This window comes from Rhizobium changzhiense (assembly GCF_013087625.1).
Lineage (GTDB): Bacteria > Pseudomonadota > Alphaproteobacteria > Rhizobiales > Rhizobiaceae > Rhizobium > Rhizobium sophorae.
On record NZ_JABFCQ010000004.1, the window covers coordinates 328965 to 353635 of the forward strand.

Genomic DNA, 24671 nt, shown 5'->3' on the forward strand with positions numbered 1-24671 from the left:
AATGGACTTGACCGTCCGGGATCGCAGCGGCATGTTCCGCGCAACTCAACGGGTGGAAAACCTTGCCGACAGCAGCCGATCTCCTTGCCATCATGCCTTTCCCGGATATCGATCCGATCGCCTTTTCGATCGGTCCGCTGGCGATTCACTGGTACGGTCTCGCTTACGTCGCCGGCATCCTGCTCGGCTGGGCCTATGCGCGCCGCATCGCCGCCAATAACAGTCTCTGGCCCGGCAACGTCTCGCCGATATCAAAGACGCAGCTCGACGATTTCATCGTCTGGGCAGCCCTTGGCGTCGTCCTCGGGGGTCGTCTCGGCTATATTTTCTTCTATGATCTCCCCGCCGTCCTGCGCAGTCCCGTCCGTGCGCTAGAGATCTGGAACGGCGGCATGTCCTTCCACGGCGGTCTGACCGGCACGACGATCGCCATGATCCTCTTTGCCCGCCGCAACGCCATCCCGGTCTGGAGCCTGTTCGACATCGTCGCCGCCGTCGTTCCCTTCGGCCTGTTCTTCGGCCGCATCGCCAATTTCATCAATGGCGAACTGTGGGGCCGGTTGACCGACGTGCCCTGGGCCGTGGTCTTCCCGACCGGTGGCCCCTTCGCCCGCCATCCGAGCCAGCTTTACGAAGCCGGCCTTGAAGGCATCGTTCTGCTCCTGGTGCTGGCCGCCTTCGTCTATGGCTTGCGCGCGCTGAAAAGCCCCGGCTTCATTACAGGCGTCTTCGTCTGCGGTTATGCGCTGTCGCGCATCTTCGTCGAATTCTTCCGCGAGCCTGATGCCCAGCTCGGTTACCTCCTCGGCACGAACTGGCTGACCATGGGCATGGTGCTCTCCTCCCCGATGATCTTGCTTGGCCTCTGGGCGATGCTGCGGGCCCGCCGCCAGGCTGCGCTGCAGCTCTGAAACGGCAGGACACGCGAAATGACCACCGCTCTCGGCGAAAAGATCAAGGCGATCATCCAGGCCAACGGCCCGATCAGCGTCACCGATTATTTCTCGCTCTGCCTCGCAGACCCCGAACACGGCTATTATCGCACCCGCGAGCCCTTCGGCCGTTCCGGTGATTTCGTCACCGCGCCCGAGGTCAGCCAGATTTTCGGCGAGATGATCGGCGTCTTCATCGTCCATGCGTGGCAGCGCCACGGCACACCGACGGGCGTCCGCCTTGTTGAGATCGGCCCCGGCCGCGGCACCATGATGGCCGACATGCTGCGCGTCATCTCCCGCATCGCTCCACCGCTTTTCGACGCCATGACCGTGCATCTCGTCGAAACCAGCGAGCGGCTGCGCGACGTCCAGAGCCAGACGCTCGAACCCCACGGCGACAAGATCAGCTGGCACGGTGGCTTCGACGAAGTACCATCAGGCTTCACGCTGATTGCCGCCAACGAACTTTTCGATGCCATCCCGATCCGCCAGTTCGTCCGCATGCCGACGGGGTTTCGTGAGCGCATGGTCGGCATCGACGCCGATGGCGAGCTGACTTTCGCCGCCGGCGTCGCCGGTCTCGATCCCACCTTGCTGCCCGAACCGGTGCAGAACGTGCCGGTCGGCACCCTCTTTGAGATCTCGCCTGCCCGCCAGGCGGTGATGATGGCGATCTGCGAGCGCCTGCGCGCCTTCGGCGGCACGGCGCTTGCGATCGACTACGGCCATCTCGTCACCGGTTTCGGCGATACGCTGCAGGCCGTGCGCATGCATGAATTCGACCCGCCGCTCGCCCATCCCGGCGAAGCCGATCTGACAAGCCATGTCGACTTCCAGCAGCTCGCCGAAACGGCGCTTGCGGCCGGACTCCATCTGAACGGCGCCCTGCATCAGGGTGACTTCCTGACCGGCCTCGGCATCCTCGAGCGCGCAACCGCCCTTGGCCGCGATCGCGAGCCGCAAACCCAGCAGGTCATCCAGGCGGCGGTCGAAAGGCTCGCCGGCGCCGGTGAAGGCCGGATGGGCGAACTCTTCAAGGTGATGGCGGTCTCCTATCCCGCCCTCGATCTCATGCCCTTTCGTCCGGTGGATTGACAGGGCGCACGCGGCTGGTTCAACATCCGCCTGAGACAAGAACTTGAAGCGCGCCGCATATGCGATGCGCTTGGGATAATAACAAACACCTTAAAAAACCCCGGAATCACAGATGCAGGACGCGGCCTCTCCCGCACCGATCGAAAGCGCGCTGCTGAACGAAGCGGCGGGCACCACGATCCGGCACGGTTATTTCACTCGGGCCGGCGGCGTTTCCGAAGGGCTGTATCGTGGCCTCAATGTCGGTCTCGGCTCCAGCGACGAACGCGACAAGGTCCTGGAAAACCGCCGTCGCGTCGCCGCCTGGTTCGGCTTGCCGGTCGAGCGGCTGGCAACCGTGCATCAGGTCCACTCCCCCGATGTCGTGACGATCGGCGCCGATTACGACGGCGGGCGCCCCGACGCGGATGCGATGGTAACGCGCACCCCCGGCATTGCGCTTGGTGTGCTCGCCGCCGATTGCGGACCCATCCTGTTTGCCGACCCCGACAATCGCGTCATCGGCGCTGCCCACGCCGGCTGGAAGGGCGCGCTGACAGGCGTGCTCGAAAACACCATTGCCGCCATGGAGGCACTGGGTGCGGACCGCGCTCGCATCGTCGCTTGCCTCGGCCCCTCGATCAGCCAGGCGAGCTATGAGGTCGGCCCTGAGTTCGTCGAGCGTTTCGTCGCCGAAAACCCGGAGGACGAGCGCTTTTTCGTGCCTTCCGCAACGCCCGGCCACGCCATGTTCGACCTGCCGGCGCTGACGGTCGACCGGTTGACGAAAGCCGGCGTGCGTGCCGAAAGCCTCGGCCTCTGCACCTATCCGGACAATGAGCGCTTCTTTTCCTACCGCAGGACGACACATCGCAAGGAGCCGGATTACGGCCGCCAGATTTCCGCGATATCAATCAGGGAGACTTGAGCAGAATGGCACTGCATTTCGAAAAGGCCGAATTCGCAAGCCGGCTTGCGCGCCTCACCGAGAAGATGAAGGAAGAAAAGCTCGACGCCTTGCTGCTCTTCGCCCAAGAAAGCATGTACTGGCTGACCGGCTACGACACCTTCGGCTACTGCTTCTTCCAGACGCTGATCGTCAAGAGCGACGGCACCATGGCGCTGATCACCCGCTCGGCCGATCTTCGCCAGGCCAGGCATACCTCGATCCTCGAGGACATCCATATCTGGGTCGACCGGGTCAATGCCGACCCGACGCTCGACCTGAAGAATCTGCTGGTCGAGATGGACCTTCTCGGCGCCCGCATCGGTGTCGAATATGATACGCACGGCATGACCGGCCGTGTCGCCCGCCTGCTCGACGCGCAGCTGACCACCTTCGGCCAGATCGTCGACGCTTCCTATCTCGTCAGCCGCCTTCGCCTGATCAAAAGTCCGACCGAGGTCGCCTATGTCGAGCGCGCCGCCGTTCTCGCCGATGATGCGCTCGATGCCGCGATCCGGCTGACAAAACCCGGCGCCGACGAGGCCGATATCCTCGCCGCCATGCAGGGCGCGATCTTTTCCGGCGGCGGCGACTACCCGGCCAACGAGTTCATCATCGGCTCCGGTGCCGACGCCCTGCTTTGCCGTTACAAGGCCGGCCGCCGCAAGCTCGACGCCAACGACCAGCTGACGCTCGAATGGGCCGGCGCCTATGCGCATTACCATGCCGCCATGATGCGCACGATCGTCATCGGCGAGCCGACGCATCGCCACCGCGAGCTTTACAACGCCTGCCGCGAAACCATCGAGGCGATCGAGACCGTGCTCAAGCCCGGCCAGACCTTCGGCGATGTCTTCGACATGCATGCCAGGATCATCGACGAGCGCGGACTGGCCCGCCACCGGCTGAATGCCTGCGGTTATTCGCTCGGCGCCCGCTTCTCGCCGTCCTGGATGGAGCATCAGATGTTCCATGTCGGCAATCCGCAGCCGATCGAGCCGAACATGTCGCTCTTCGTGCACATGATCATCGCCGATTCCGATACGGGCACGGCGATGACGCTCGGCCAGACCTATCTGACGACTGCGGATGCGCCGCGCGCGCTATCCCGCCATGCGCTCGATTTCATCGGGCTCTGACCGGTGAGAATCCGGAATTGACAGACGACCGTCCCCACCCGCATACATTTGGGTGGGGCTGATTGCGATTGCGGGAAGGACAGACCAAGGGATGACGCGAGCTGCGATTGTGCCCACGCTCCTGTTCGTCATGGCTCTACTGACAGCCTGCAACACGACCGATGCGCTGACGCCGCAGGTCGACATCGGCAATTCCGCCGGGGGCGCCCCGTCAAGCCCGGTGACGCAGAGCGAAGCCGAGCGTTTGGCGGGCACCCGCCAGCCGCGTTTTTCGGGAAGCTCGCAGCAGGGCGGCTATCATCCAGCCTATGATCAGTCGCAGCGGGCCTATCGACCCGGCACCGGCGCGGCGCCAACGACGATGCAGGAACAGGCAGACGCCCTGTCGAGAAGCGGCTCCTCACCGGCCGCCTCTGCCCCGATCGACGGACAATCGCTGCCCCCGCCGGCGGCCGGTGGTGAGCTTGCCGCACAGCCGGCTCCGCCGGCCGAGGCGCAACAGCCGCAGCGGACCGCCGCCCTCCCCCCCAGTTCCTCCTCCGCCCGCGGCAATACCGTGCGCTTCCTGCCGATCATCGGCGCGCCGGTGCAGGCCGTGACACCGCTCTCGCGCCAGCTCGGCTCCGAGGCGCGGGCGCAAGGCCTCTCCATCAAGAGCTCGACCGATGCGAGCAGCGATTACATCCTCAAAGGCTATCTCTCCGCCTTCAGCGATGACGGCAAGGTCACCGTGGTCTATGTCTGGGACATTCTCGACAATAGCGGCGCACGCCTGCATCGCATCCAGGGGCAGGAAAGCGTGCCGGCGGCCGCAGCCGACCCCTGGGCGGGCGTTCCAGCCTCGGTGATGCAGCAGATCGGCTCGAAAACCATCGCCGAATTCACCTCTTGGCGGCAGACTCAGGGCGGTTAGTCACAAACTTTTTGCAAATATGAAAGTCTGTGGCGCCTTTGCCCTTGCATTCACGGGGAAGCTGACTAATAAGCGCGGCTATCAGCGCATAACAGGCGGACCAAAATGAAGGTTTTCGCAGGCAATTCGAACCGGCAACTCGCCGAAGCGATCTGCAACTATCTCAATGTTCCCTTGGGGAGAGCCAGTGTCCGAAGGTTTGCCGATCAGGAAATCTTCGTGGAAATCCAGGAAAATGTGCGCGGTGAGGACGTTTTCCTCGTACAGCCGACCGCTTTTCCTGCCAACGACCACCTGATGGAACTGCTGATCATGATCGACGCGATGCGTCGGTCCTCAGCCCGCCGCATCACGGCCGTCCTTCCCTATTTCGGTTATGCCCGTCAGGACCGCCGTGCCTCCGGCCGCACGCCGATCTCCGCTAAGCTGGTCGCAAACCTCATTACCGAAGCCGGCGCCGACCGCGTCATGACGCTCGATCTCCACGCAGGTCAGATCCAGGGCTTCTTCGATATACCCACAGACAATCTCTTCGCCCTGCCCGTGCTGACGCGCGACATCAAGAGCCACTACGACCTCAGCAACGTCGTGGTCGTCTCGCCTGACGTCGGCGGTGTGGTTCGCGCCCGCGCGCTTGCCAAGCGGCTGGACTGTCTTCTGGCCATCGTCGACAAGCGTCGCGATCGGCCGGGTGAATCCGAAGTGATGAACATCATCGGCGACATTGCCGGCAAGGACTGCCTTCTGATCGACGACATCGTCGATTCCGGCGGCACCCTCTGCAACGCTGCCGACGCGATGCTGGCCCAGGGCGCATCCAGCGTCACCGCTTACATCACCCACGGCGTCCTCTCAGGCGGCGCGGTCACTCGCGTCACTTCCTCGAAGCTGCGCGAACTCGTCATCACGGATTCGATCCAGCCGACCACGGCCGTGCTCTCGGCACACAATATCCGCATTGTGACGACGGCGCCGCTGATCGGCGAAGCCATCAGCCGAACGGCCCAGGAAGAGTCCGTCTCCAGCCTCTTCGATTAAAAGGAGCCGGCATTCGACCGGCTCTTTCAAATTCTGCATCAGATGGAGCAAGCTATTACCGGGCATGCTCTCCAAGGCGCAAAAAAGCCGGCACAAGGCCGGCTTCCTTTCATCTCTAATCCCAATTGATAATGCTCAAGGCTGCTGCGGCGGCGCAGGTACCGCGTCCTCCCCCTGATCCGGTTCCTGCTCCTGGTCTGGCTCCAGTCCCTGATCTTGATCCTGATCCGGACCATCCGGCCCCTTGATCTGCTGGCCATTGACCGCCACGGAACCATCGCGGCTGACGCTGATGTCCCAGCGCGAGCGGCCATCTGCATCGGTCTTGGCGAAACCCTTTACCATCATGATGCCGAAGGAGACCTGGTTGAGATCGGGATCCGTCTTGGCAAGCTCCTGAACCGCGGCAATCGTCTTGTCGAGATCACGGGCAAGGATCGTCGCCTCCATCGAATAGTCCTTTTCGGTGTCGACCCGCCCCTCGATCTTGCCGGTCATATCGAGGTCGTAGACATCGGATTTGGCGCTGATCTTCGGAAACTCGACGGCGAGCCGGCCGTCGCGGAAGAGCTTCTTAGCCATCTCCTCGCCGCTCGTCTCCGGCGCTTCGGCGCTGCTGAAATCCACCGCCATGAAGGCGTCGCCGAATGTGGCGAAATCCAGATTCGGCATGGCCAGTTGCAGCGCGAAGCTGGTCGGCACGAAAGTAGAATAGCTTGCCGGCATCAGCGGGCTGTCGAGGCTGATATCTTGCGCATTGATGCCGAAGCCGAAACGCATGGCGTCGCTCGGCCCGTCGACAGCCACGTTGTAACCGAATGCCTTGACGCCGCCATTGCCCATCTGGCTGCTGATGGTCAGATTATTGACCCCGATCGTCTCGCTGAACGAGGCAAGAATCGGGAAGGCTTGCTTGAGCATTCCCTTTATCTTGTCGCTGTTTTCGGGGCTCAGTTCCTTCTCCTCGAGATGGTCGAGAACGAAAAGGACGATCTCGCGGATTTGTTTGGCCGGCAGGCCGTTCACCTTGGCATCGAAATCGATCGAATCGGCACGGATTTCAACGGGCGGCATTTGCAGGCCGGAAACCTGCTCGACGAAAGTGGACATCGAGCCGCTGCCCGCAAAATCGATACGCCCGTTGCCGCCCGCGCTGTCCGTCGAACTCAGCTTTTGGTCGATCGAGGCGATGCTGGCATGGACTTCCTCGGTCTCGGACTTGCTGGTGACCTTGATATCCTTGCCGGTGAAGGTGCCGGAGCGCAGATAGCTGATCGCCGGGTCGAAGACGCCGGTGTAGACAAGCGAGGCAATGGAATAAGAAAAATCCGTCGGCTTCTGGTCAGGGCCTTTGAAATGACCGGAAACGTTGAGGTTATTGTCACCCTCGATGTTCCAGAGCCCGCTGTCGAGCGGCGTGGCGAACATCGAGAATGGCGTCAGCCCGTTGATCACGAATGTCGCCGGATCGGCTTTGGCAAGCAGCTTCGCCAGATCGTAAATGATCTCGTATCGCGCCCCCGCCGGATTGACGGTGATCATACCGCTCTTCGCCATATCCTCGGGAAGCAGCTTCGTCAGCGTCTCCTTGACCGCATTGGCGCCATCCTGATTGATCTCGACACCCTGGGCCGTGGTGACAAGGCAAAGTGCCAGCAAGCTCGTTGCCGTGACAAGTTTGAGACGCATAGTCCGATTTCTCCTCAGCCGCTTTTTTGAATGCGGGCCATCCAAAGATGCGAAGCGCGTCGATGTCAACCTCAGCTGGGGAGGAGAATGGCAATTTTGCCGTTCATACGGCCACGCATTTCGGACGGGCGAGAACACCGCCCCTCGTATGCGGCATTCGGCTCACCGTTGACGATCGACGATGCTCGAATGCGGTCTCGGCTTGTCGAAGCGTATATATCACCGGAAAACGGCCCGAATCCGCAACTTGCGTTTCCGATCGACTTATAATATAGGCCACCGGTCCGTGTAGACACCCTTGGAGGCAACGCGGATGAGGTCGGGTCATACCCGCCTCCGGTTCGTCGAACAAGGCTTTTGCCCGCCGCCGAACTCTCCAAATAACCTCGAAAGGAATAGCCATGAGCCAGGAAACTTACGAGCTCAAGGCCGAGGCGCGCGAACGGGTTGGTAAGGGGTCCGCCCGTGAACTTCGCCGCAACGGTTTGATTCCCGCTGTCATCTATGGTGACAAGCAGGCCCCCATTGCCATCGCTCTCAACACCAATGAGGTGACGAAGCGCATTCACGCCGGTGGTTTCATGACCACCGTGGCGACGATCGACGTCGACGGCAAGAAGCACAAGGTTCTGCCGAAGGACTACCAGCTCGATCCGGTCCGTGACTTCACGATGCATGTCGATTTCCTGCGCGTCTCCGGCAACACCCAGGTGACCGTCGAAATCCCTGTTCACTTCATCAACGAAGAGAAGTCCCCGGGCCTCAAGGTCGGCGGCGTTCTGAACATCGTTCGCCATGAAGTCGAAGTTCATTGCCCGGCCGATGCGATCCCTGAGTTCTTTAACATTGACCTCAGCGGCAAGAAGATCGGTGACAGCATCCATATCGCGGAAGTCACCCTGCCGAAGGGCGTCACCCCGGTCATCGACCGCGACTTCACGATCGCGACGATTATCGCTCCGGCTGCCGGCATCGACGAGAGCGCCGAGGAAGGCGAAGCCGAAGCCTGATCGCTTCGACCAATTTGTAAAGCATATGGCCCGCTTTCCCCTGGAAAGCGGGCTTTTCATTGCCCGGCAACTGCCCCGTTTCAGCAACATTTAACAAATTCGTGGAAGCATGCTTCGTCAGCTGCGAAGAAGCCCGCCTTGACGCGCGACAGGAAATATGGCCGGCCTGGGGAGTAGACGGAACCATGAACAATTCCGTTGAGAACAGATTTTTTGCGATAGTTTGCGGAGCGCTGCTTGTTTTTGTCGCTCCCCTCTTTGTTCTCTTCCTCTTTCTTTCCTCGGAACGGGCCGACAAGGAAATACGCGACCATATCTCCGTTCTTCTTGTCGCCAATGCCCAGGCGCTGGCCAAACCGCTGTGGGACCTCGATGAGGACAGCGTTACCCAGATCAGCGCGACGGTCGTTTCCCAGGGTGCCATCGTCAAGGTCGAAGTGCGTGACCAGTCAGGCCAGCTCGACGTCAGCCAGTCCACCATTCCGCGCTCCTTCGACGGCGATCTCGTGCAGGTGTCGCGCGCCATCATTTACAACACTGTCGACGGTCCGAAGAACCTCGGCAGCATCAGCGTCTATTATCCCGCGCTCGGCCTGTTTTCTGGCCTGAAGCAGGAAGAGGTCGTCTTCATCTCGATCTTCATCTTCGCGGTGCTGACCGTTTTCGGCACGGCGCTGATCGGCAACCGCTTCTTCGTCATCCAGCCGCTGATGCGGCTGACGGCGGCAATCGAGGCCACCCGCCAGCTGGGCTCCCGCCATCATGTCGACTGGCAGTCGAACGACGAGATGGGACGGCTTGCCCATAGCTTCAACGAGATGCAGACCAAGCTCGAAAGCGAGGAAAAGGAGCTGAAGCTCGCCCACCGCCGCGCCACCGACATCTACAATCTAACCCCCGCCATGCTCTTCTCGCTCGACGAGGAAGACCGCATCACCGCCGTCAGCGATTATTGGCTGCTTGCCACAGGTTATCATCGCGCCGCCGTCATCGGCCGCAACTTCGCCGATCTCGTCACCCCCAAGACCCGCGACAAATTCGTCAAGCGCCGCCAGGCCGAAAGCGGCATGACCGTCACCGTCAAGTTCGTTTGCTTGGATGGCCGCACCATGGACGTCCTCATCATGGAATCGGAGGCGGGAGCCGGCGCTCAAGACCGCCTCTCGCTATCGGTCATGACCGATGTCACCGAACTCAAGGCCTCCGAGGACCGCAACCACCGCCAGGCAATCACCGATCACCTGACCGGGCTTCTCAATCGCCAGGGCTTCGAAGCCGTCCTCGACAACAAGATCGCCGCCGCCGACGCCGCCGGCCAAGAACTCGCCTGCCTCTTCGTCGATCTCGACCGCTTCAAGTGGATCAACGACAATATGGGCCATGCCGCCGGTGACACGGCGCTGATCGAGCTCGTCGAGCGCCTAAAGACCCATCTTGCCCCCTCCGACGAGGCGGCCCGTCTCGGTGGGGACGAATTTGCCATCCTGCTGCCGGCAAAGGACGCCGAAAATCGCGCCAAGGTGATGTGTGAGCAGATCGCCTCGATCTTCGAAACGCCATTCGCCCCCGACATGCATCTGAGCGCTTCCGTCGGCATCGCCATCTATCCGCATCATGCCGAAACCGCGGCCGAACTGCTGCAAAAATCCGACATGGCGATGTATGCCAAGAAGCGCGACGGCAAGAACGGCGCACAGCTCTTCGACAATGCCATGCTCGACCGCGCCCGCAGCCGCGCCGAAATCGAGGCCAATATCGAAGCCGGCCTTGTCGACAACTGGTTCGAAGCCTTCCTGCAGCCGATCGTCAACCTGAACGGCCGCGGGATTGCCGGTTTCGAGGCACTGATGCGCCTCAACCATCCGCAGAAGGGCTTGATTTCGCCGGCCGAGATCATCAGCGTCGCCGAGGAGACGGCAAAGATCGTCCGAGTCGGCAACGTCATCATGGAAAAGGCGATCGCCAACCTCGCGAAAATTTCCCACATATCAGGCATGCAGGATACCTATCTCGCCATCAACTTCTCGCCGCTGCAGTTCGAGCCGGCGCTGCCGGCCCGTCTTGCCGCTATCGTCGGTCGCCACGGCATCCGCCCCGAGCGCATCGTCGTCGAGATCACCGAAGCCGTGCTGATGCACGACAATCCTCAGATTCGCATGATCGTCACGGAGCTTCGTCGTTTCGGCTGCCGCATCGCGCTTGACGATTTCGGCACGGGCTATTCGTCGCTGAGCTACCTCAACCGCTTCCCCGTCGACATCATCAAGATCGACCAGTCCTTCACCCGCGCGATCAACGACGGCGACGACGACGTGCGTCAGAAGAGCCGCATGCTGATCGAAGGCATCACCACACTGTCCCACAAGATGAATTGCACGGTCATTGCCGAGGGCATCGAGACCGAAGAGGAATGCCGCACGCTCCATCAGATGGGGCTTGACTATGGACAGGGCTATCTCTTCCATCGTCCGCAGCACGCAGCCACGTTGATCGAGGAACTGACGGCCTCGCAATCGGCCGTCGCACGCGCCTCGTGAACGAAGAACCAAGGAGATGATACGGATGAAAAAGCTCCTGCTTCTCGCATGCCTGGCGCTGCCCTGCACCGCCCATGCACAAACGGTGACGTTCACCACCGAGGACTATGCCCCCTTCAACTATCGCGAAGGCAAGGAGATCAAGGGCGCGACCGTCGAGCAGGTCGAAAAGGTGATGGCCGCCGTCGGCGTCGATTACACGATCGAGATCATGCCCTGGGCGCGCGCTTTCGGCCTTGCCCGCACGGCGCCGATGACTTGTGTCTTTGCGACCGCCCACAACGGCGCACGCGACCCCTTGTTCAAATGGGTCGAGCCGCTGCTCATCGACCGCAACATCCTGATCACCCGCAAGGGCTCGGGCGTCACCGCCGGCAATCTGGACGAGGCGAAGAAATATACGGTCGGCACGCAGCGCGAGGACTATACCGAGACGATCCTGAAGGAGAAGGGTTTCACCAAGCTCGATGTCGCCAGCGACTTCAATGCGACGCTGCGCAAGCTGCTTGGCGGGCGCATCGACATGATGCCGATCTCCGAACTCTATTTCGAAAAGCTGAAGGCCGACCAGCCGGTGGAATTGGTGACCGTGCTCTCCGCCCAGCCAATGGGCATCGCTTGCGAGAAGAACTTTCCGGACGATCTGCTCGCCAGGATGCAGGCTGCTCTCGACAAGCTGATCGCCGATGGCGACCAGAAGCAGATCTTCCTGAAATACGGCATGAACCTGTCGGAATGACTCCGAAGACAACCGCCCTTTCCGCTTGACTTTGCTTTCATTTCGCGGTGGTGAACGGCGGGAAGTTCTAAAGCGCGTCGCGATCTTTCAGATTCGCTCCTCGCGCTTTAGGTCTTTATTTTTACGCATGTCGTTGTCGCAAAACCGCTGCACACTTTTGCGCGACATGCTTTAGCGAGGAAAAACAGGCCATGCTGATCATCGCGGGTCTCGGCAATCCCGGCGGCAAATACGTCGGCAACCGCCACAATATCGGCTTCATGGCCGTCGACGCCATCCATCGGCGCCACAGCTTTTCGCCCTGGTCGAAGAAGTTCAGGGCCGAAATCGCCGAGGGCGAGGTCGGCGGCGAGAAAGTGCTGCTGATGAAGCCGCAGACCTTCATGAACCTTTCCGGCGAGTCCGTCGGCGAAGCGATGCGTTTCTACAAGCTCCAACCGGCCGATCTCGTGGCCATCTACGACGAGCTCGACCTTCCTGAGGGCAAGGCGCGGCTGAAGACCGGCGGCGGCCACAACGGCCACAACGGCATCAAGTCGCTCGATGCGCATTGCGGCAGGGAATACCGGCGGCTGCGCCTCGGTATCGGCCATCCCGGCATCAAGGAAATGGTGCAGAACCATGTGCTCGGCGATTTCGCCAAGGCCGACAAGGCCTGGCTGGAGCCGCTTCTCGACACGCTCGCCGACAATGCCGACATGCTGGTGCGAAACGAAGATTCGCAGCTGATGAACAAGATCGCGCTGGCGGTCGGCGGAAAGGCCGCGGAGGAGAAGCCAGCGAAGGAGAAGAGGGACGCCGAGAAGAAGCCGGCCGGCCAGTCGCATATCCATCAGGCCCGCAACCACAATCAGCCGAAGTTGCCGGCCACCGGCCCGATGGCCGACATGTTGAAGAAGATGTTCGGCAACAAGGGCGAATGAGAGCGATGCAGGATCAGCAATTCGCCATCCGCGCCGTCGCCGCCGGCGACCTCCCGGGTCTGACCATCCTCTATCAGCATTTGAACCCGACAGACCCGGTTCTCGATAAGGCCGCGGCCGAAGAGCGCTTCACCGCCATTCTCGCCCAGCCGGGCATGACCGTCTTCATCGGCTTTGCCGGTGATCTCGCCGCTGCAACCGCCACCCTGATCGTCGTGCCGAACCTCACACGCAACGGCGCCTCCTATGCGCTGATTGAAAACGTCGTCACCCATGCCGATCACCGGCAGCGCGGTTATGCCGGCGCCGTCGTCGGCCATGCGGTGACGCAGGCCCGGAAAGCCGGCTGCTACAAGGTGATGCTGCTCACCGGCTCGAAGAATCCGGCGACGCTGCGCTTCTACGAGAATTGCGGCTTCGTGCAGGACAAGACCGGCTATCAGATCCGCCGGCCCTGAGCCCAAAATGCCTATTCCTCCGGCTCCGTGGTGAACATCAGCGGATAGCCCATGCCCTTGGCGAGATCGATGCCCTCCTTGGCCTTGGTCTCGGCGATGTCCCTGGCGCAGACCACGACCACGCAGGAACCGAGCTTATGTGCCGTCATCATCACCCGGTAGCCGGTCTCCTCGCTCATGCGGAAGACAGCCTTCAGGACCATGATGACGAATTCACGCGGCGTAAAATCGTCATTGACGAGAATGACCTTGTAGAGCTTCGGCTTATCAAGCTTCGGCTTCACTCTTGTCTTCGGTTTCAGGGCAACGTCATTGTCACTCATCGGAAATATCCACCCGTTGATGACATGGAAAAGGCGGAGAAAACATCCGCCGACAATATATTGCACCGTAAGCACGGCAGTTCAATGACGTCGATATCACTCGGCGGACAGCAGCAAGCAATCTCGCCCGGCTTTTTCAAGGATCGCGGCAGCTTTCCTGTCAAAGGTCGCGAATATTTCACCGCCGAGCCTGCGCCCTTCGAAGACGATAACTCCATCAGCGAAGTCCCCATCGGCGTCGAGAAAGGATAATCCGGCTTCGACGGCAACCCTGTCATAAACGACCTTCCTGTCCGATATCAGCAACCGGATGGTCGCTGATATTTCGGAGGCGCTCTTGCGATAGACCCGGCTGGCGACCCAGACGAATTCGCAAAACGTCAAATTGGAAACGAACAGGCGTTCCGCCTCGCGCATGAATGTCCTTGCGCGTTCCGTTTGCTTCGGATCGTCGTGCACGGCCGCGCGCACGAGCACATTCGTATCAACGATCATGGTCGATGCCGACCTCGCCCGCCCATCCCGCTTTTACGGCCTCGTCGATCTCTTCGAGCGTCGCATGGATATTCTCCTTGTTCTCGAGACTCCCGAAGAAGCTTTCAATCGAGCCGGTGACCGGCTGCCTCTCCACCGCAACGACCTCGAGTTTGCCGCCTGGCAGGAGATCAACATCGATCTTGTCGCCGGGCCTGACCCCGAGGTGCTGAAGCACCTCCTTTTTCAGGGTCACTTGCCCTTTTGCCGTCACTGTCAGAGTTGCCACGTTCAAAATATCCTTTGCTCTGAAAGTAAGGCTATATCGCCTTACTTTCAAGCCAAACGTCGCTGCTTTTTCAATTCATGTTGCGAACCCTTGACCCGGGCAGCCATTCCCGCATAGGCAGGGCAAAGTTACCAATAGATATGGATCGAGCCATGGGCTTCAAATGCGGTATCGTCGGTCTGCCGAATGTCGGCAAATCGACCCTCTTCAACGCGCTCACCAAGACGGCCGCCGCACAGGCGGCGAACTATCCCTTCTGCACCATCGAGCCGAACACCGGCGAAGTCGCCGTTCCCGATCCGCGCATGCGCAAGCTTGCCGACATCGCCAAGTCCAAGGAACTGATCCCGACCCGCATCTCCTTCGTCGATATCGCCGGCCTGGTGCGCGGCGCCTCGAAGGGCGAAGGCCTCGGCAACCAGTTTCTCGCCAATATCCGCGAGGTCGACGCCATCGTCCATGTGCTCCGCTGCTTCGAAGACAGCGACATCACTCATGTCGAGGGCCGCATCAATCCGGTCGCCGATGCCGAGACGATCGAGACCGAGCTGATGCTTGCCGATCTTGAAAGCCTGGAGCGCCGCACCGAGCAGACGCGCAAGCGCGCCACCGGCAAGGACAAGGATTCGGTGGCGATGCTGCCGATCATGGAAGCCTCGCTGAAGCTGCTCAACGAAGGCAAGCCGGTTCGCACGCTGCTGTCGACGCTCGACGCCGAAGAAATCGTCATCCTCAAGAGCCTCAATCTTCTGACCTCGCATCCGGTGCTCTACGTCTGCAACGTCGCCGAAGGCGATGCTTCGACCGGCAACGAATTCACCGAAGCCGTTGCCGTCATGGCGAAGGAACAGGGTGCCGAAACCGTCGTCATCTCGGCGGCGATCGAAGCGGAGGTTGCCCAGCTTCCGGAAGAAGAAGCCAAGGAATTCCTCTCCGCCCTCGACCTTGACGAGGCGGGCCTCGACCGGCTGATCCGCGCCGGCTACAAGCTGCTCCACCTCATCACCTATTTCACTGTCGGCCCGAAGGAAACGCGCGCCTGGACGATCGAGCGCGGCACCAAGGCGCCGCAGGCCGCCGGCGTCATCCATTCGGATTTCGAGCGCGGCTTCATCCGCGCCAACACCATCGCCTATGACGACTACATCAAATACAACGGCGAAGTCGGCGCCAAGGATGCCGGCAAGGCGCGCGACGAAGGCAAGGAATATGTCGTCCAGGACGGCGACGTCATCCATTTCCGCTTCAACACCTGATGAAATCGCTGCCGCCTAGCCGGGCGGCAGCCTTTTTGCGATTGCCGGAGGCAGTGCCCTGAGCACCAGCCGCCGAAGCGGCATCCAGCCCGTTCCGATAATGAGCACGATCGCGCCGACAACAATCAGCGTCGTAAAGATATAGGTATCGACGGTCGCATCTCCCTTCCGCACGACACCGAAGATCGCAACGCCGAGCGATAGCAGCCCGGAGGTAACGAAGGCGCGCCGGTCGATGATGAGGCCGATCAGCATCAACGCCGCGACGGTCGCGACGACCACAGGCGTCCGGGCTGACATGTTCCCTACGTCAAAGATACGGACACCTTCCCCCAGGGACAGAAGGGAAACGGTGCTGTAGAGCAACGCCGGCGCGGCGCCGAGATGCAGCCAGAAAGCAATATCCGAACGCGTTGTCCGCCGAAAACGGTCGCCGAGATCGAAATAAAGCGCCGTCCCAAGCAGTCCCAGCGCGCAGATGAGGGCAACCAGCGCCAGCACGACGGGATGATCGAGGAAAAACGCCGGATTACCGCTTGCCCACTGCACCAGGCGCAAAAGCAGCGTGAGGACGAAGGCAAGCACGGACATGATGCAGAGCGCCAGCGACAGCGGCACGCGGTAGCACGCATAATAGACGCCGAGAATGATTGGGAAGCCCGCGACGAACTGCGTCGCCTCCGCTCCGAAGGATTGGGAAGTCGGCGTCCACGGCGGGAAGAAATGGGACATCAACAGACATGTCCAGCAGAACAACGCGATCGTCAGGCTGACTGCTGGCAAGGCAAGCCGCTGGCGGCGCACCAGGATTTCCGAAAGCACGATGATTGCAGGCAGCACGGCATAAAGTGCGGCAAGCCCCCAGAGGCCGCCGAGCGCCACCACGACGCCGATGGTGATCAGCACGTCGTGGAAGCCGCGCACGAAACGTGGCGTCTCAGTATCCGACCAGGCTTGCCCCTCCGCCGCCATTGCCGGCTGTACCTCAGCGACGACGACCCCGCGTTCCGTCAGGAACGGCAAAAGCCGCCCGCCCGCCTCCGGCGAAATCAGCTCCTGGCGCACTGCCTCATCGAGTATCGACCTTAGTTCAGTCATGCCGGTTTATCTCCCCGGAATCATTGAGCCCGCGCGGATGCTATTGTAAGCATTGTGCGCTGCATATGGCGGGAGGAGCGAATGTCGGCAGAAAAGCTTTCCTTCGAGGATTTCCAGCCCGGCCGCCGCTTCGCGCTTGGCCCGAAGCCGGTGACCACCGAGGAAATCATTGAGTTCGCAAGTGAATTCGACCCGCAGCCGATGCATCTCGATGAGGCTGCCGGCCGCGCCAGCATTCTCGGCGGCCTTGCCGCCTCCGGCTGGCATACCTCTTCGATGTTCATGCGCATGATGGCCGACAGTTACGTGCTGCATTCGCTCTGCGAAGGTGCGCCGGGCGTCGATCTGATGGAATGGCGAAAGCCGGTACTTGCCGGCGACACGCTGTCCGGCCACTCGACCGTGCTTGAAGCCCGGCCGATGCGATCGCGCCCCGGCATGGGCATCGTCAAGTTTCGCCACGAGGTGGAAAACCAGCGCGGCGAACTCGTCTGCGTCTCGGAGAATTCGGTCATGTTCGGCATGCGCGCCCGGCCCGCGGAAATCGGCATAAACCGGGAGACATCAGCATGAGGATGTCCGAGCTTTACGCGGTTGGCGAGAAGGCCGAGATCGGCAGCTACACTTTTACCGAGGAAAACATCATCCGTTTCGCGAAGCGCTACGATCCGCAGCGTTTCCACGTCGACAAAGAAGCTGCCAAAGACACCCTCTTCGGCGATCTCTGCGCCTCGGGCTGGCACACCACCGCCGCCTGGATGCGAACCTTCCTCGCCTTTTGGGAAAGACAGAGCGCCGCACTCGCGCAAAATGGCCAGACGTCGCCGAACCTCGGCCCGTCACCCGGTTTCCAGAAACTGCAATGGTTACGGCCGGTCTTCGTCGGCGACGTCGTGACCTATTCCGTCGCCTTCCTCTCCAGCCGGGCGCTCGCGTCGCGGCCGGGATGGCACCTCAACACCATCCTCTGCGAGGGCGTCAATCAAAATGGCGATGCCGTTATCCGCTTTGAAAGCGGCGTGCTCGAATTCGACTGACGCTGCAGCCAGTAGGAGGAGGGCTCAGTGACCGGAGAATTCGACCAGCGTATGCACGACGACGCCGAGTTCTTCCAGCTTCTTGCGGCCGCCAAGATCCGGCAGGTCGATGACGAAACAGGCGCCGACCACTTCCGCGCCGATCTGGCGCAGCAGCTTCGTTGCGCCGACCGCCGTGCCGCCGGTGGCGATCAGGTCGTCGACCAGGATCACCTTCTCGCCGGGCTGGACAGCATCGCGATGCATCTCCATCTCGTCGACACCATATTCCAGGCTGTAGGCGATCCGCACGGTCTCGTGCGGCAGCTTGCCTTTCTTGCGGATCGGTACGAAGCCTGAGGAAAGCTGGTGCGCCACCGCGCCGCCGAGGATGAAGCCGCGCGCCTCCATGCCGGCGATCTTGTCGATCTTCGTGCCGGCATAGGGCTGCACGAGTTCATCGACCGCCCGGCGGAAAGCCCGAGGGTTGCCGAGCAGCGTGGTGATGTCGCGGAAGATGATGCCGGGCTTGGGATAGTCGGGAATGGAGCGGATGCTGGCTGCGAGCTCCGAAGTCGTATTGTTCATGGAAAATCCATATCTGCGAACGCATGAAACTGGCCGGACTTTATCAATTGCCAGGGGCGGAACCAACAAAAAAGGCGGCCCGTAGGCCGCCTTTCGAAATTCGGCGGGGAACCGCTCAATGTTCCTTGTTGGCGTAGATCGAGCGCTTCGTCAGGAAGATCAGCACCGTGAAGATCGCCAGGAAGATCATGACCATGAAGCCGGTGCGCTTGCGCTCATCGAGATGCGGCTCAGCGGCCCACATCAGGAAGGCGGTAACGTCCCTCGAATACTGGTCGACTGTCGCCGGCGCGCCATCGTCATAGGTCACCTGGCCGTCAGAGAGCGGCTTCGGCATGGCAAGGACGGCGGCAGCATTGAAATAAGGGTTATAATGTCCGCCCTGCGGCACCTGGAAACCGGCCGGCGGCTCTTCATAGCCGGTCAGCAGTGCGTGGATATAGTCCGGGCCGCTTTCCTGATATTGCGTGAAAATGTCGAAAACGAACTGCGGAAAGCCGCGCTCGACTGAGCGGGCCTTGGCGATCAGCGAAAAATCGGGCGGAGCCGCGCCATTGTTGGAAGCAGCCGCGGCTTCAGCATTGGGGAAAGGCGACGGGAAGTAATCGGAAGGAACCGCCTTGCGGGTAAACATCTCGCCGCTGGCGTCGGGACCGTCCTGGACCTCGTAATTCGCGGCGAAGGCCTTCACCTGCGCCTCGGAATAGCCGAGTTCGTCGAGCATGCGGAAAGGCACGAGCTTCATCGAATGACAGGCTGCACAGACTTCCGTGTAGACCTTGAGGCCGCGCTGGAGCTGGCCCTTGTCGTAATGGCCGAACGGACCGGCGAAAGACCATTCCTCCTCCTTCGGATGCTTCAGCGGATAATGCGGCGTCTCACCTTCCGCGTGATGGGCCGGAGCCGCACCGTTGGCGGGCGCCTCCTCGGCCAGAGCCGCGCCGCTGAGACCGGCAACGACAGCGAGCGAGAGAATGCTTGCAACAAGCGTTTTCATGTTTCTGTTCCCTTCCGTCGCGCGCTTACGCATTGGCCGCTGCGCTGGCGGCAGCTGTCTTGTTGCGCTTCTCGAGCACCGCTTCGGTGATCGAGTTCGGGATGCGGCGCGGCGTTTCCACCAGGCCGAGCACCGGCATGGCAACCAGGAAGAATGCGAAGTAGAGGAGCGTGCAGACCTGAGAGATCCAGACGAAGTCACCTTCCGCCGGCTGCGATCCGAGCCAGCCGAGGATGATCGCGTTGATCACGAACAGCCAGTAGAACAGCTTGTACCAGGGACGGTAGACCGCGGAGCGAACCTTGGAAGTGTCGAGCCAGGGCAGGAAGAACAGCACGATGATCGCACCGAACATCACCAGCACGCCGCCGAGCTTGGAGTCGATCGGGCCGATGTTGAAGGTGATCGAACGCAGCATCGCGTAGAACGGCAGGAAATACCATTCCGGAACGATGTGGGCCGGCGTCTTCAACGGGTCGGCCGGGATGTAGTTGTCGGCATGGCCGAGGAAGTTCGGCATGTAGAAGACGAAATAGGCATAGACCAGCAGGAAGACCGATACGCCGAGCGCATCCTTCATGGTCGCATAGGGCGTGAAGCGCACCGTGTCCGTCTTCGTCTTGACCTCGACGCCAGTCGGGTTCGTCTGGCCGGTGACGTGCAGCGCCCAGATGTGCAGGACGACGACGCCGGCGATCATGAAGGGCAGCAGGTAGTGGAGCGAGAAGAAGCGGTTCAGCGTCGGCTGTTCGACGGCAAAGCCGCCGAGCAGGAACTGCTGGAGCGATTCACCGATCATCGGGAAGGCCGAGAAGAAGCCGGTGATGACGGTCGCGCCCCAGAAGGACATCTGGCCCCAGGGCAGGACGTAGCCCATGAAGCCGGTCGCCATCATCAGGAGGTAGATGACGACGCCGAGGATCCAGAGGATTTCACGCGGCGCCTTGTAGGAACCGTAATAGAGGCCGCGGGCGATATGCAGGTAGACGGCGACGAAGAAGAAGGATGCACCGTTGGCATGCATGTAGCGCAGCAGCCAGCCGTGGTTCACGTCGCGCATGATCTTTTCAACGGAGTTGAATGCAATCGCCGTGTCGGCGGCGTAATGCATGGCGAGTACGACGCCCGTCAGGATCTGCACGACCAGCATGACGGAGAGCATGGCTCCGAAGGTATAGGCATAGTTCAGGTTTCTCGGAACCGGATATGCCACGAAGCTGTCATAGACCATGCGCGGCAGCGGCAGGCGCGCATCGACCCATTTCTCGAAGCCGGTTGATGGTTCGTAGCTGGAATGGCCACTCATGAATCAGTCTCCCCTCAACCGATCTTGATTTTGGTATCGGACACGAATGAAAAGGTCGGGATCGCCAAGTTCTCAGGCGCAGGACCCTTCCGGATGCGGCCGGCCGTGTCGTAGACCGAGCCATGGCAGGGACAGAACCAACCATTGTATTCGCCGGCCTGGCCGAGCGGGACGCAACCGAGATGAGTGCAGGTACCGACCATGACGATCCAGTTTTCCTTGCCTTCGCCGCCCGAGCGGTCGACGCCCGTTGCCTGAGCCTCGGCAGGAAGGTTTGCATTGCGGGCTGCCGGATCCTTAAGGTCCGACACCGGAACATCGGCTGCGGCCTTTACTTCTTCCGGCGTGCGATTGCGGATGAAGATCGGCTTGCCGCGCCACTTGACTGTCAGCGACATGCCGGGCTCGAGGCTGGCAACGTCGACTTCGATGGAGGCGAGAGCAAGCGTCGAAGCGTCAGGACGCATCTGATCGATAAACGGCCAAGCGACCGCGACGGCGCCGACGGCGCCTGCCATACCAGTGGTGAGATAAAGGAAATCACGGCGAGTGGGTTCGCCCGTGCCCTCGCTTGTCGTTACGTGTTCGCTCACGGCTAACATCCTCTGCGCAATTTTCGCGGAATTCCGCCCTGCCCCCTCTACCGGCGAATCTCTCCAGACACAATTCGGCCATAGATTCCCCGGCAATCCGGCGCGTTCTATGCTTGATCGCAAATTATGTCCAGCCTTGGCAAGGGGATGAGGGCACAATGTCGCGGGAAATTTCGGATGAATTTTTTAAGGCAAACACGCGCTTGCCATTATGTTGCATTGCAACAAAAATGCCCTCGTGATAGGCGCAGTCCTAGAGCTATTCCAGCAAAAGTGTGTAGCGGTTTTGCGTCCGGAATTGCGTGAAAACAAAAAGCTAGAGCATTTCCGTGATTCGAAGAAAAACGGAAATGCTCTAGCCATGCCAGTGAGCCGGACCGGAGCGGATGAGAGACACGATTTATTGCGTATTCAGCGTTCTTACGACGCTCGTTCTCGCCATCGTCTCCCTGCGATACGTCACCGATTTCTATCTGCTCTCCTTCTTTTATAGCTTCCAGGTTCATCTGGCGGCAGCCGGCGCGGTGGCCTCGGTGGCCGCCCTTCTCGTCAAGCGGCACTGGTATGGCCTGCTGACCCTCGCGGTATCGGTGGTCCTTGCCATCCACGGTGTCGTCATGATGCGCGAATTCGTCGAGCCGGCTGTGGAGGAGAGCCGCCCGGCCCTGTTCAGGTTGATGTCCTTCAATATCGAGAACGATAATTTCGCAAACGGCCCTGACATCGCCGACATGGTCATCGCCTCAGGCGCCGATGTCGTCAACATCCTGGAGGCCGAGCCGCTGCTGTCGGAACTGCCGCGATTGTTGAAGACCTATCCCTATTATATCGGCTGCGGTGTCGGCATGGAGCAATGCGATACGCTGGTGCTGTCGAAGCGTCCGCTGATCGAACCCCGCATCCGCAATCTCGGCCTGCTCTGGCGCAACCGGCTGACGATCTCGACGATCGATTTCGATGGCCAGAAGGTCAATTTCCTCGCCGCGCACCTGACCAAACCCTATTACGACGAGTTCCACGGCCTGGAGGTCTGGGATCTCGCGGAGGTCATCCCTACCCTTTCGGGACCGCTCGTTCTCGCCGGTGATTTCAATACGTCGATTCTCGCGCCCGACGTGCAGTATCTCATGCGCACTCAAGGCTTGGGCACGGCATCGCTGGAGCCCGCGACATGGCCGATCCGTGCCGGCGCCTTCGGAATTCCGATCGATCATATCTTTACCCGGGCGCCGCTGCGGCTGAAATCGGTCCGCCGCATCGAGAACGGCTTCGGATCAAATCATTTTGGCCTCATGGCGGAATTCGTCGTCGACCCTTGAGCCCGCATCCTCATCCGTAGCAAGGAAGCCGCCGGACTGGCGTGCCCAAAGTTCGGCGTAGAGCCCGCCGTGGCGAAGCAGTGCGTCATGGCTGCCTTCCTCGATGATCCGTCCGAGGTCGACGACGATCAGCCGGTCGAGAGCAGCGATCGTCGACAGCCGATGGGCGATCGCAAGCACCGTCTTGCCCTCCATGATCTGATGGAGATTGGACTGGATCGCCTCTTCCACTTCCGAATCGAGCGCCGATGTCGCCTCGTCGAGAACGAGGATCGGGGCGTCCTTCAGCATGACGCGGGCAATGGCGATGCGCTGCCGTTGCCCGCCTGACAGTTTGACCCCGCGTTCGCCGACATGCGCATCGAAGCCTCTGCGGCCCTGCTGATCCTGCAGGCGGGCGATGAAGTCTATGGCTTCGGCGCGCCTGGCCGCCTCGACCAGCCCTTCCTCGCCGGCATCCGGCCGTCCGAACAGGATGTTGTCGCGCACCGAACGATGCAGCAGCGAGGTGTCCTGGCTGACGACACCGATCTGCATCCTCAGCGATTCCTGCGTCATGGCTGATATATCCTGGCCGTCGATCAGAATGCGGCCATCCTGAATATCGTAAAGGCGCAGCAGCAGGTTCATCAGCGTCGATTTCCCGGCGCCCGAACGGCCGACGATCCCGACCTTTTCGCCCGGGCGGATGGTCAGCGAGAAATTCTCGACGACCGGCTGGTGGCCCTTGCCGTAGCGGAAGGAAACATTATCGAAGCGGACACCGGGTTGCCGGATCACCAAGCTTTTGGCATTCGGCCGATCGACGAGCCCCAGAGGCTGGGAGATCAGCTCGGCGGCATTCTGGATCGTGCCGAGATTGCGCATGATGCCATTGAACTGCGTCATCAACCGTCCGAGCAGGAAATTCAGCCTGAGCACCAGTGCCAGCGAGAATGCCACGGCACCGGAGCTGACCAGGCCGCGCAGCCACAGATCGACGCTCAATCCCGCCATCGTCACGATCATCAGGCCGGAGAGCAGCGCCATCGAGGCCCTGACGCCGGTGATGAAACGCGTGAAGCGCAGCACCGTATCCTGATAGATATCGAAGCCCTGCCGCATGTAGCGGTCGCTCTCCTCGTCGCGTGCAAACAGCTTCAACGTTTGCATGTTGCTGTAGGAGTCGACCATCCTGCCGTTCAGCATCGATCCGGCTTCCGCCGTTTCGCGGGAATGATGGCGGATCCGCGGGACGAAGTGGCGGGCAAGCAGACTGAAGGCGCCAAGCCAGAACAGCACGACGGCGGCAAGGGAAAAGTCCAGCCGAGCGACGAGCACGAGCGTCGTTACGGCATAGATGCCGACGAACCAGACACTTTCCATCAGCGAGGTGACGAGATCGCCAGTGGCCTGCCCCGCCGACCAGACCTTGGTGACGATGCGTCCGGAAAAATCGCTCTGGAAGAACGACAGCGACTGTCTGGAGACGTGGAGATAGGATTGCCAGCGTGCGAGATTGTAGAAGCCCGGCGTGATTACCTGCTGGTCGATGAGGGCAATCAGGAAGGCGACGACGAAGCGTACGAGCCCGATGAGGGCGAGCATGCCGAACAATTCGCCGCCATGGGCTGCGAGAAGGCCGCTCCAGCCGGCACCCGGCGTGATGCTGCCGAGGATATCGACGAGCCGCCCGACAAACCAGAAGAGCGCCGCCTCGATCGCCGCCGATGTGCCGCCGAGAACGAGCATGGCGATGAACGGCATCCTCGCCTGGCCGATATAGAACCAGATGAATCCGAGCGTCGAGCGCGGCGGCTGGAGATTGGCGCGTGGGCGGAATGGATCGATCCAGGTTTCGAACCGGCGGAGGATGGGGTTCAGCAACATAGAAGCGATATAGGCGGATTAGCCGGACCGGCAAAGGGAATGAAAAGCGGACAGAATGTTATATTTTGGTAATTATCGGTAACATCGGCGGCATACCCATTGAATGCCCCCGAACCGGTCACAATCTGACGTTACGATCGCG

The 24671-nt window shown here is 61.0% G+C and carries 25 protein-coding genes; 15 read left to right on the top strand and 10 right to left on the bottom strand.

Features of this window, described 5'->3' with window-relative positions; genetic code table 11:
* The first annotated feature begins 62 nt into the window (after positions 1 to 62).
* The 6 genes from lgt to G9X68_RS21820 all read left to right on the top strand — a co-directional run bounded on the left by lgt (position 63) and on the right by G9X68_RS21820 (position 6045).
* Positions 63 to 911, top strand: coding sequence for a prolipoprotein diacylglyceryl transferase (lgt, locus tag G9X68_RS21795; protein ID WP_171604185.1), 849 nt, complete (start codon positions 63 to 65; stop codon positions 909 to 911).
* A gap of 18 nt (positions 912 to 929) precedes the next feature.
* Entirely contained in the window at positions 930 to 2030 is a 1101-nt protein-coding gene (locus G9X68_RS21800; RefSeq protein WP_171604186.1) for a class I SAM-dependent methyltransferase, read from the top strand.
* Positions 2031 to 2142: 112 nt separating this feature from the next.
* Positions 2143 to 2937 (top strand): peptidoglycan editing factor PgeF, encoded by a 795-nt coding sequence (gene pgeF, locus G9X68_RS21805; protein WP_171604187.1) that lies wholly within the window; start codon positions 2143 to 2145, stop codon positions 2935 to 2937.
* Positions 2938 to 2942: 5 nt separating this feature from the next.
* Complete coding sequence (locus G9X68_RS21810; RefSeq protein WP_171604188.1) at positions 2943 to 4094, top strand: M24 family metallopeptidase; 1152 nt, start codon at positions 2943 to 2945, stop codon at positions 4092 to 4094.
* A gap of 91 nt (positions 4095 to 4185) precedes the next feature.
* Positions 4186 to 5007, top strand: coding sequence for a hypothetical protein (locus tag G9X68_RS21815; protein ID WP_171604189.1), 822 nt, complete (start codon positions 4186 to 4188; stop codon positions 5005 to 5007).
* A gap of 105 nt (positions 5008 to 5112) precedes the next feature.
* Positions 5113 to 6045 (top strand): ribose-phosphate pyrophosphokinase, encoded by a 933-nt coding sequence (locus tag G9X68_RS21820; protein WP_171604190.1) that lies wholly within the window; start codon positions 5113 to 5115, stop codon positions 6043 to 6045.
* Between the two features lie 135 nt (positions 6046 to 6180).
* On the opposite strand, the gene G9X68_RS21825 is transcribed toward G9X68_RS21820, so the two are convergent.
* Positions 6181 to 7734: a hypothetical protein gene (locus G9X68_RS21825; protein WP_171604191.1), complete on the bottom strand. Its 1554-nt coding sequence runs from the start codon at positions 7732 to 7734 to the stop codon at positions 6181 to 6183.
* A gap of 401 nt (positions 7735 to 8135) precedes the next feature.
* On the opposite strand from G9X68_RS21825, the gene G9X68_RS21830 reads away from it, so the two are divergent.
* From G9X68_RS21830 to G9X68_RS21850, 5 genes are all read left to right on the top strand, one after another.
* On the top strand, positions 8136 to 8744 hold the full coding sequence (locus G9X68_RS21830) for a 50S ribosomal protein L25/general stress protein Ctc (RefSeq protein WP_171604192.1): 609 nt from the start codon (positions 8136 to 8138) through the stop codon (positions 8742 to 8744).
* 185 nt (positions 8745 to 8929) lie between these two features.
* On the top strand, positions 8930 to 11281 hold the full coding sequence (locus G9X68_RS21835) for an EAL domain-containing protein (RefSeq protein WP_171604193.1): 2352 nt from the start codon (positions 8930 to 8932) through the stop codon (positions 11279 to 11281).
* 25 nt (positions 11282 to 11306) lie between these two features.
* Positions 11307 to 12020: a substrate-binding periplasmic protein gene (locus G9X68_RS21840; RefSeq protein WP_171604194.1), complete on the top strand. Its 714-nt coding sequence runs from the start codon at positions 11307 to 11309 to the stop codon at positions 12018 to 12020.
* 191 nt (positions 12021 to 12211) lie between these two features.
* Complete coding sequence (pth, locus tag G9X68_RS21845; protein WP_171604195.1) at positions 12212 to 12943, top strand: aminoacyl-tRNA hydrolase; 732 nt, start codon at positions 12212 to 12214, stop codon at positions 12941 to 12943.
* On the top strand, positions 12940 to 13401 hold the full coding sequence (locus G9X68_RS21850) for a GNAT family N-acetyltransferase (protein ID WP_171604196.1): 462 nt from the start codon (positions 12940 to 12942) through the stop codon (positions 13399 to 13401). Before pth ends, G9X68_RS21850 begins: the two co-directional genes overlap by 4 nt.
* An 11-nt stretch (positions 13402 to 13412) precedes the next feature.
* On the opposite strand, the gene clpS is transcribed toward G9X68_RS21850, so the two are convergent.
* The 3 genes from clpS to G9X68_RS21865 all read right to left on the bottom strand — a co-directional run bounded on the left by clpS (position 13413) and on the right by G9X68_RS21865 (position 14487).
* Complete coding sequence (gene clpS, locus G9X68_RS21855) at positions 13413 to 13724, bottom strand: ATP-dependent Clp protease adapter ClpS (RefSeq protein WP_171604197.1); 312 nt, start codon at positions 13722 to 13724, stop codon at positions 13413 to 13415.
* A 96-nt stretch (positions 13725 to 13820) separates the two neighbouring features.
* The gene (locus tag G9X68_RS21860) at positions 13821 to 14219 is read right to left on the bottom strand and encodes a type II toxin-antitoxin system VapC family toxin (protein ID WP_171604198.1); all 399 of its coding nucleotides are present in this window, start codon (positions 14217 to 14219) and stop codon (positions 13821 to 13823) included.
* A complete protein-coding gene (locus G9X68_RS21865) occupies positions 14209 to 14487 on the bottom strand; it encodes an AbrB/MazE/SpoVT family DNA-binding domain-containing protein (RefSeq protein ID WP_171604199.1) in 279 nt (92 codons plus the stop codon). Before G9X68_RS21865 ends, G9X68_RS21860 begins: the two co-directional genes overlap by 11 nt.
* Before the next feature lie 152 nt (positions 14488 to 14639).
* On the opposite strand from G9X68_RS21865, the gene ychF reads away from it, so the two are divergent.
* A complete protein-coding gene (gene ychF, locus G9X68_RS21870) occupies positions 14640 to 15743 on the top strand; it encodes a redox-regulated ATPase YchF (protein WP_027664117.1) in 1104 nt (367 codons plus the stop codon).
* 15 nt (positions 15744 to 15758) lie between these two features.
* Here the strand turns inward: ychF and G9X68_RS21875 are convergent, their stop codons facing one another.
* Positions 15759 to 16841, bottom strand: coding sequence for a hypothetical protein (locus G9X68_RS21875; RefSeq protein ID WP_171604200.1), 1083 nt, complete (start codon positions 16839 to 16841; stop codon positions 15759 to 15761).
* 81 nt (positions 16842 to 16922) lie between these two features.
* On the opposite strand from G9X68_RS21875, the gene G9X68_RS21880 reads away from it, so the two are divergent.
* The gene (locus G9X68_RS21880; protein ID WP_171604201.1) at positions 16923 to 17414 is read left to right on the top strand and encodes a MaoC family dehydratase; all 492 of its coding nucleotides are present in this window, start codon (positions 16923 to 16925) and stop codon (positions 17412 to 17414) included.
* A complete protein-coding gene (locus G9X68_RS21885; protein WP_171604202.1) occupies positions 17411 to 17878 on the top strand; it encodes a MaoC family dehydratase in 468 nt (155 codons plus the stop codon). The genes G9X68_RS21880 and G9X68_RS21885 overlap by 4 nt, the downstream gene beginning before the upstream one ends.
* Before the next feature lie 24 nt (positions 17879 to 17902).
* On the opposite strand, the gene G9X68_RS21890 is transcribed toward G9X68_RS21885, so the two are convergent.
* The 4 genes from G9X68_RS21890 to petA form a co-directional block, all read right to left on the bottom strand.
* Positions 17903 to 18445, bottom strand: coding sequence for an adenine phosphoribosyltransferase (locus G9X68_RS21890; protein ID WP_003561340.1), 543 nt, complete (start codon positions 18443 to 18445; stop codon positions 17903 to 17905).
* 115 nt (positions 18446 to 18560) lie between these two features.
* A complete protein-coding gene (locus G9X68_RS21895; protein WP_171604203.1) occupies positions 18561 to 19442 on the bottom strand; it encodes a cytochrome c1 in 882 nt (293 codons plus the stop codon).
* A 25-nt stretch (positions 19443 to 19467) separates the two neighbouring features.
* Complete coding sequence (locus G9X68_RS21900) at positions 19468 to 20748, bottom strand: cytochrome b (protein WP_171604204.1); 1281 nt, start codon at positions 20746 to 20748, stop codon at positions 19468 to 19470.
* Between the two features lie 14 nt (positions 20749 to 20762).
* Positions 20763 to 21341, bottom strand: a complete 579-nt coding sequence (gene petA, locus G9X68_RS21905) for a ubiquinol-cytochrome c reductase iron-sulfur subunit (RefSeq protein ID WP_171604205.1) — start codon at positions 21339 to 21341, stop codon at positions 20763 to 20765.
* Positions 21342 to 21727: 386 nt separating this feature from the next.
* On the opposite strand from petA, the gene G9X68_RS21910 reads away from it, so the two are divergent.
* Complete coding sequence (locus G9X68_RS21910) at positions 21728 to 22660, top strand: endonuclease/exonuclease/phosphatase family protein (protein ID WP_171604206.1); 933 nt, start codon at positions 21728 to 21730, stop codon at positions 22658 to 22660.
* Here G9X68_RS21910 and G9X68_RS21915 read toward each other — a convergent pair.
* On the bottom strand, positions 22616 to 24529 hold the full coding sequence (locus G9X68_RS21915) for an ABC transporter ATP-binding protein (protein WP_171604207.1): 1914 nt from the start codon (positions 24527 to 24529) through the stop codon (positions 22616 to 22618). The two genes, G9X68_RS21910 and G9X68_RS21915, sit on opposite strands and share 45 nt — an antisense overlap.
* Positions 24530 to 24671 lie beyond the last annotated feature (142 nt).

Bases quoted from the DNA above. Each gene is read 5' to 3' on its own strand.
- G9X68_RS21800 (WP_171604186.1), top strand. From the start codon at position 930: ATGACCACCGCTCTCGGCGAAAAGATCAAGGCGATCATCCAGGCCAAC.
- pgeF (WP_171604187.1), top strand. From the start codon at position 2,143: ATGCAGGACGCGGCCTCTCCCGCACCGATCGAAAGCGCGCTGCTGAAC.
- clpS (WP_171604197.1), bottom strand. From the start codon at position 13,724: ATGAGTGACAATGACGTTGCCCTGAAACCGAAGACAAGAGTGAAGCCG.
- G9X68_RS21895 (WP_171604203.1), bottom strand. From the start codon at position 19,442: ATGAAAACGCTTGTTGCAAGCATTCTCTCGCTCGCTGTCGTTGCCGGT.
- G9X68_RS21890 (WP_003561340.1), bottom strand. From the start codon at position 18,445: ATGAACAATACGACTTCGGAGCTCGCAGCCAGCATCCGCTCCATTCCC.
- G9X68_RS21875 (WP_171604200.1), bottom strand. From the start codon at position 16,841: ATGACTGAACTAAGGTCGATACTCGATGAGGCAGTGCGCCAGGAGCTG.
- G9X68_RS21915 (WP_171604207.1), bottom strand. From the start codon at position 24,529: ATGTTGCTGAACCCCATCCTCCGCCGGTTCGAAACCTGGATCGATCCA.
- G9X68_RS21885 (WP_171604202.1), top strand. From the start codon at position 17,411: ATGAGGATGTCCGAGCTTTACGCGGTTGGCGAGAAGGCCGAGATCGGC.
- G9X68_RS21825 (WP_171604191.1), bottom strand. From the start codon at position 7,734: ATGCGTCTCAAACTTGTCACGGCAACGAGCTTGCTGGCACTTTGCCTT.
- G9X68_RS21815 (WP_171604189.1), top strand. From the start codon at position 4,186: ATGACGCGAGCTGCGATTGTGCCCACGCTCCTGTTCGTCATGGCTCTA.
- pth (WP_171604195.1), top strand. From the start codon at position 12,212: ATGCTGATCATCGCGGGTCTCGGCAATCCCGGCGGCAAATACGTCGGC.
- G9X68_RS21840 (WP_171604194.1), top strand. From the start codon at position 11,307: ATGAAAAAGCTCCTGCTTCTCGCATGCCTGGCGCTGCCCTGCACCGCC.
- G9X68_RS21910 (WP_171604206.1), top strand. From the start codon at position 21,728: ATGAGAGACACGATTTATTGCGTATTCAGCGTTCTTACGACGCTCGTT.
- G9X68_RS21880 (WP_171604201.1), top strand. From the start codon at position 16,923: ATGTCGGCAGAAAAGCTTTCCTTCGAGGATTTCCAGCCCGGCCGCCGC.
- G9X68_RS21820 (WP_171604190.1), top strand. From the start codon at position 5,113: ATGAAGGTTTTCGCAGGCAATTCGAACCGGCAACTCGCCGAAGCGATC.
- G9X68_RS21810 (WP_171604188.1), top strand. From the start codon at position 2,943: ATGGCACTGCATTTCGAAAAGGCCGAATTCGCAAGCCGGCTTGCGCGC.
- G9X68_RS21900 (WP_171604204.1), bottom strand. From the start codon at position 20,748: ATGAGTGGCCATTCCAGCTACGAACCATCAACCGGCTTCGAGAAATGG.
- G9X68_RS21830 (WP_171604192.1), top strand. From the start codon at position 8,136: ATGAGCCAGGAAACTTACGAGCTCAAGGCCGAGGCGCGCGAACGGGTT.
- G9X68_RS21835 (WP_171604193.1), top strand. From the start codon at position 8,930: ATGAACAATTCCGTTGAGAACAGATTTTTTGCGATAGTTTGCGGAGCG.
- ychF (WP_027664117.1), top strand. From the start codon at position 14,640: ATGGGCTTCAAATGCGGTATCGTCGGTCTGCCGAATGTCGGCAAATCG.
- G9X68_RS21860 (WP_171604198.1), bottom strand. From the start codon at position 14,219: ATGATCGTTGATACGAATGTGCTCGTGCGCGCGGCCGTGCACGACGAT.
- G9X68_RS21850 (WP_171604196.1), top strand. From the start codon at position 12,940: ATGAGAGCGATGCAGGATCAGCAATTCGCCATCCGCGCCGTCGCCGCC.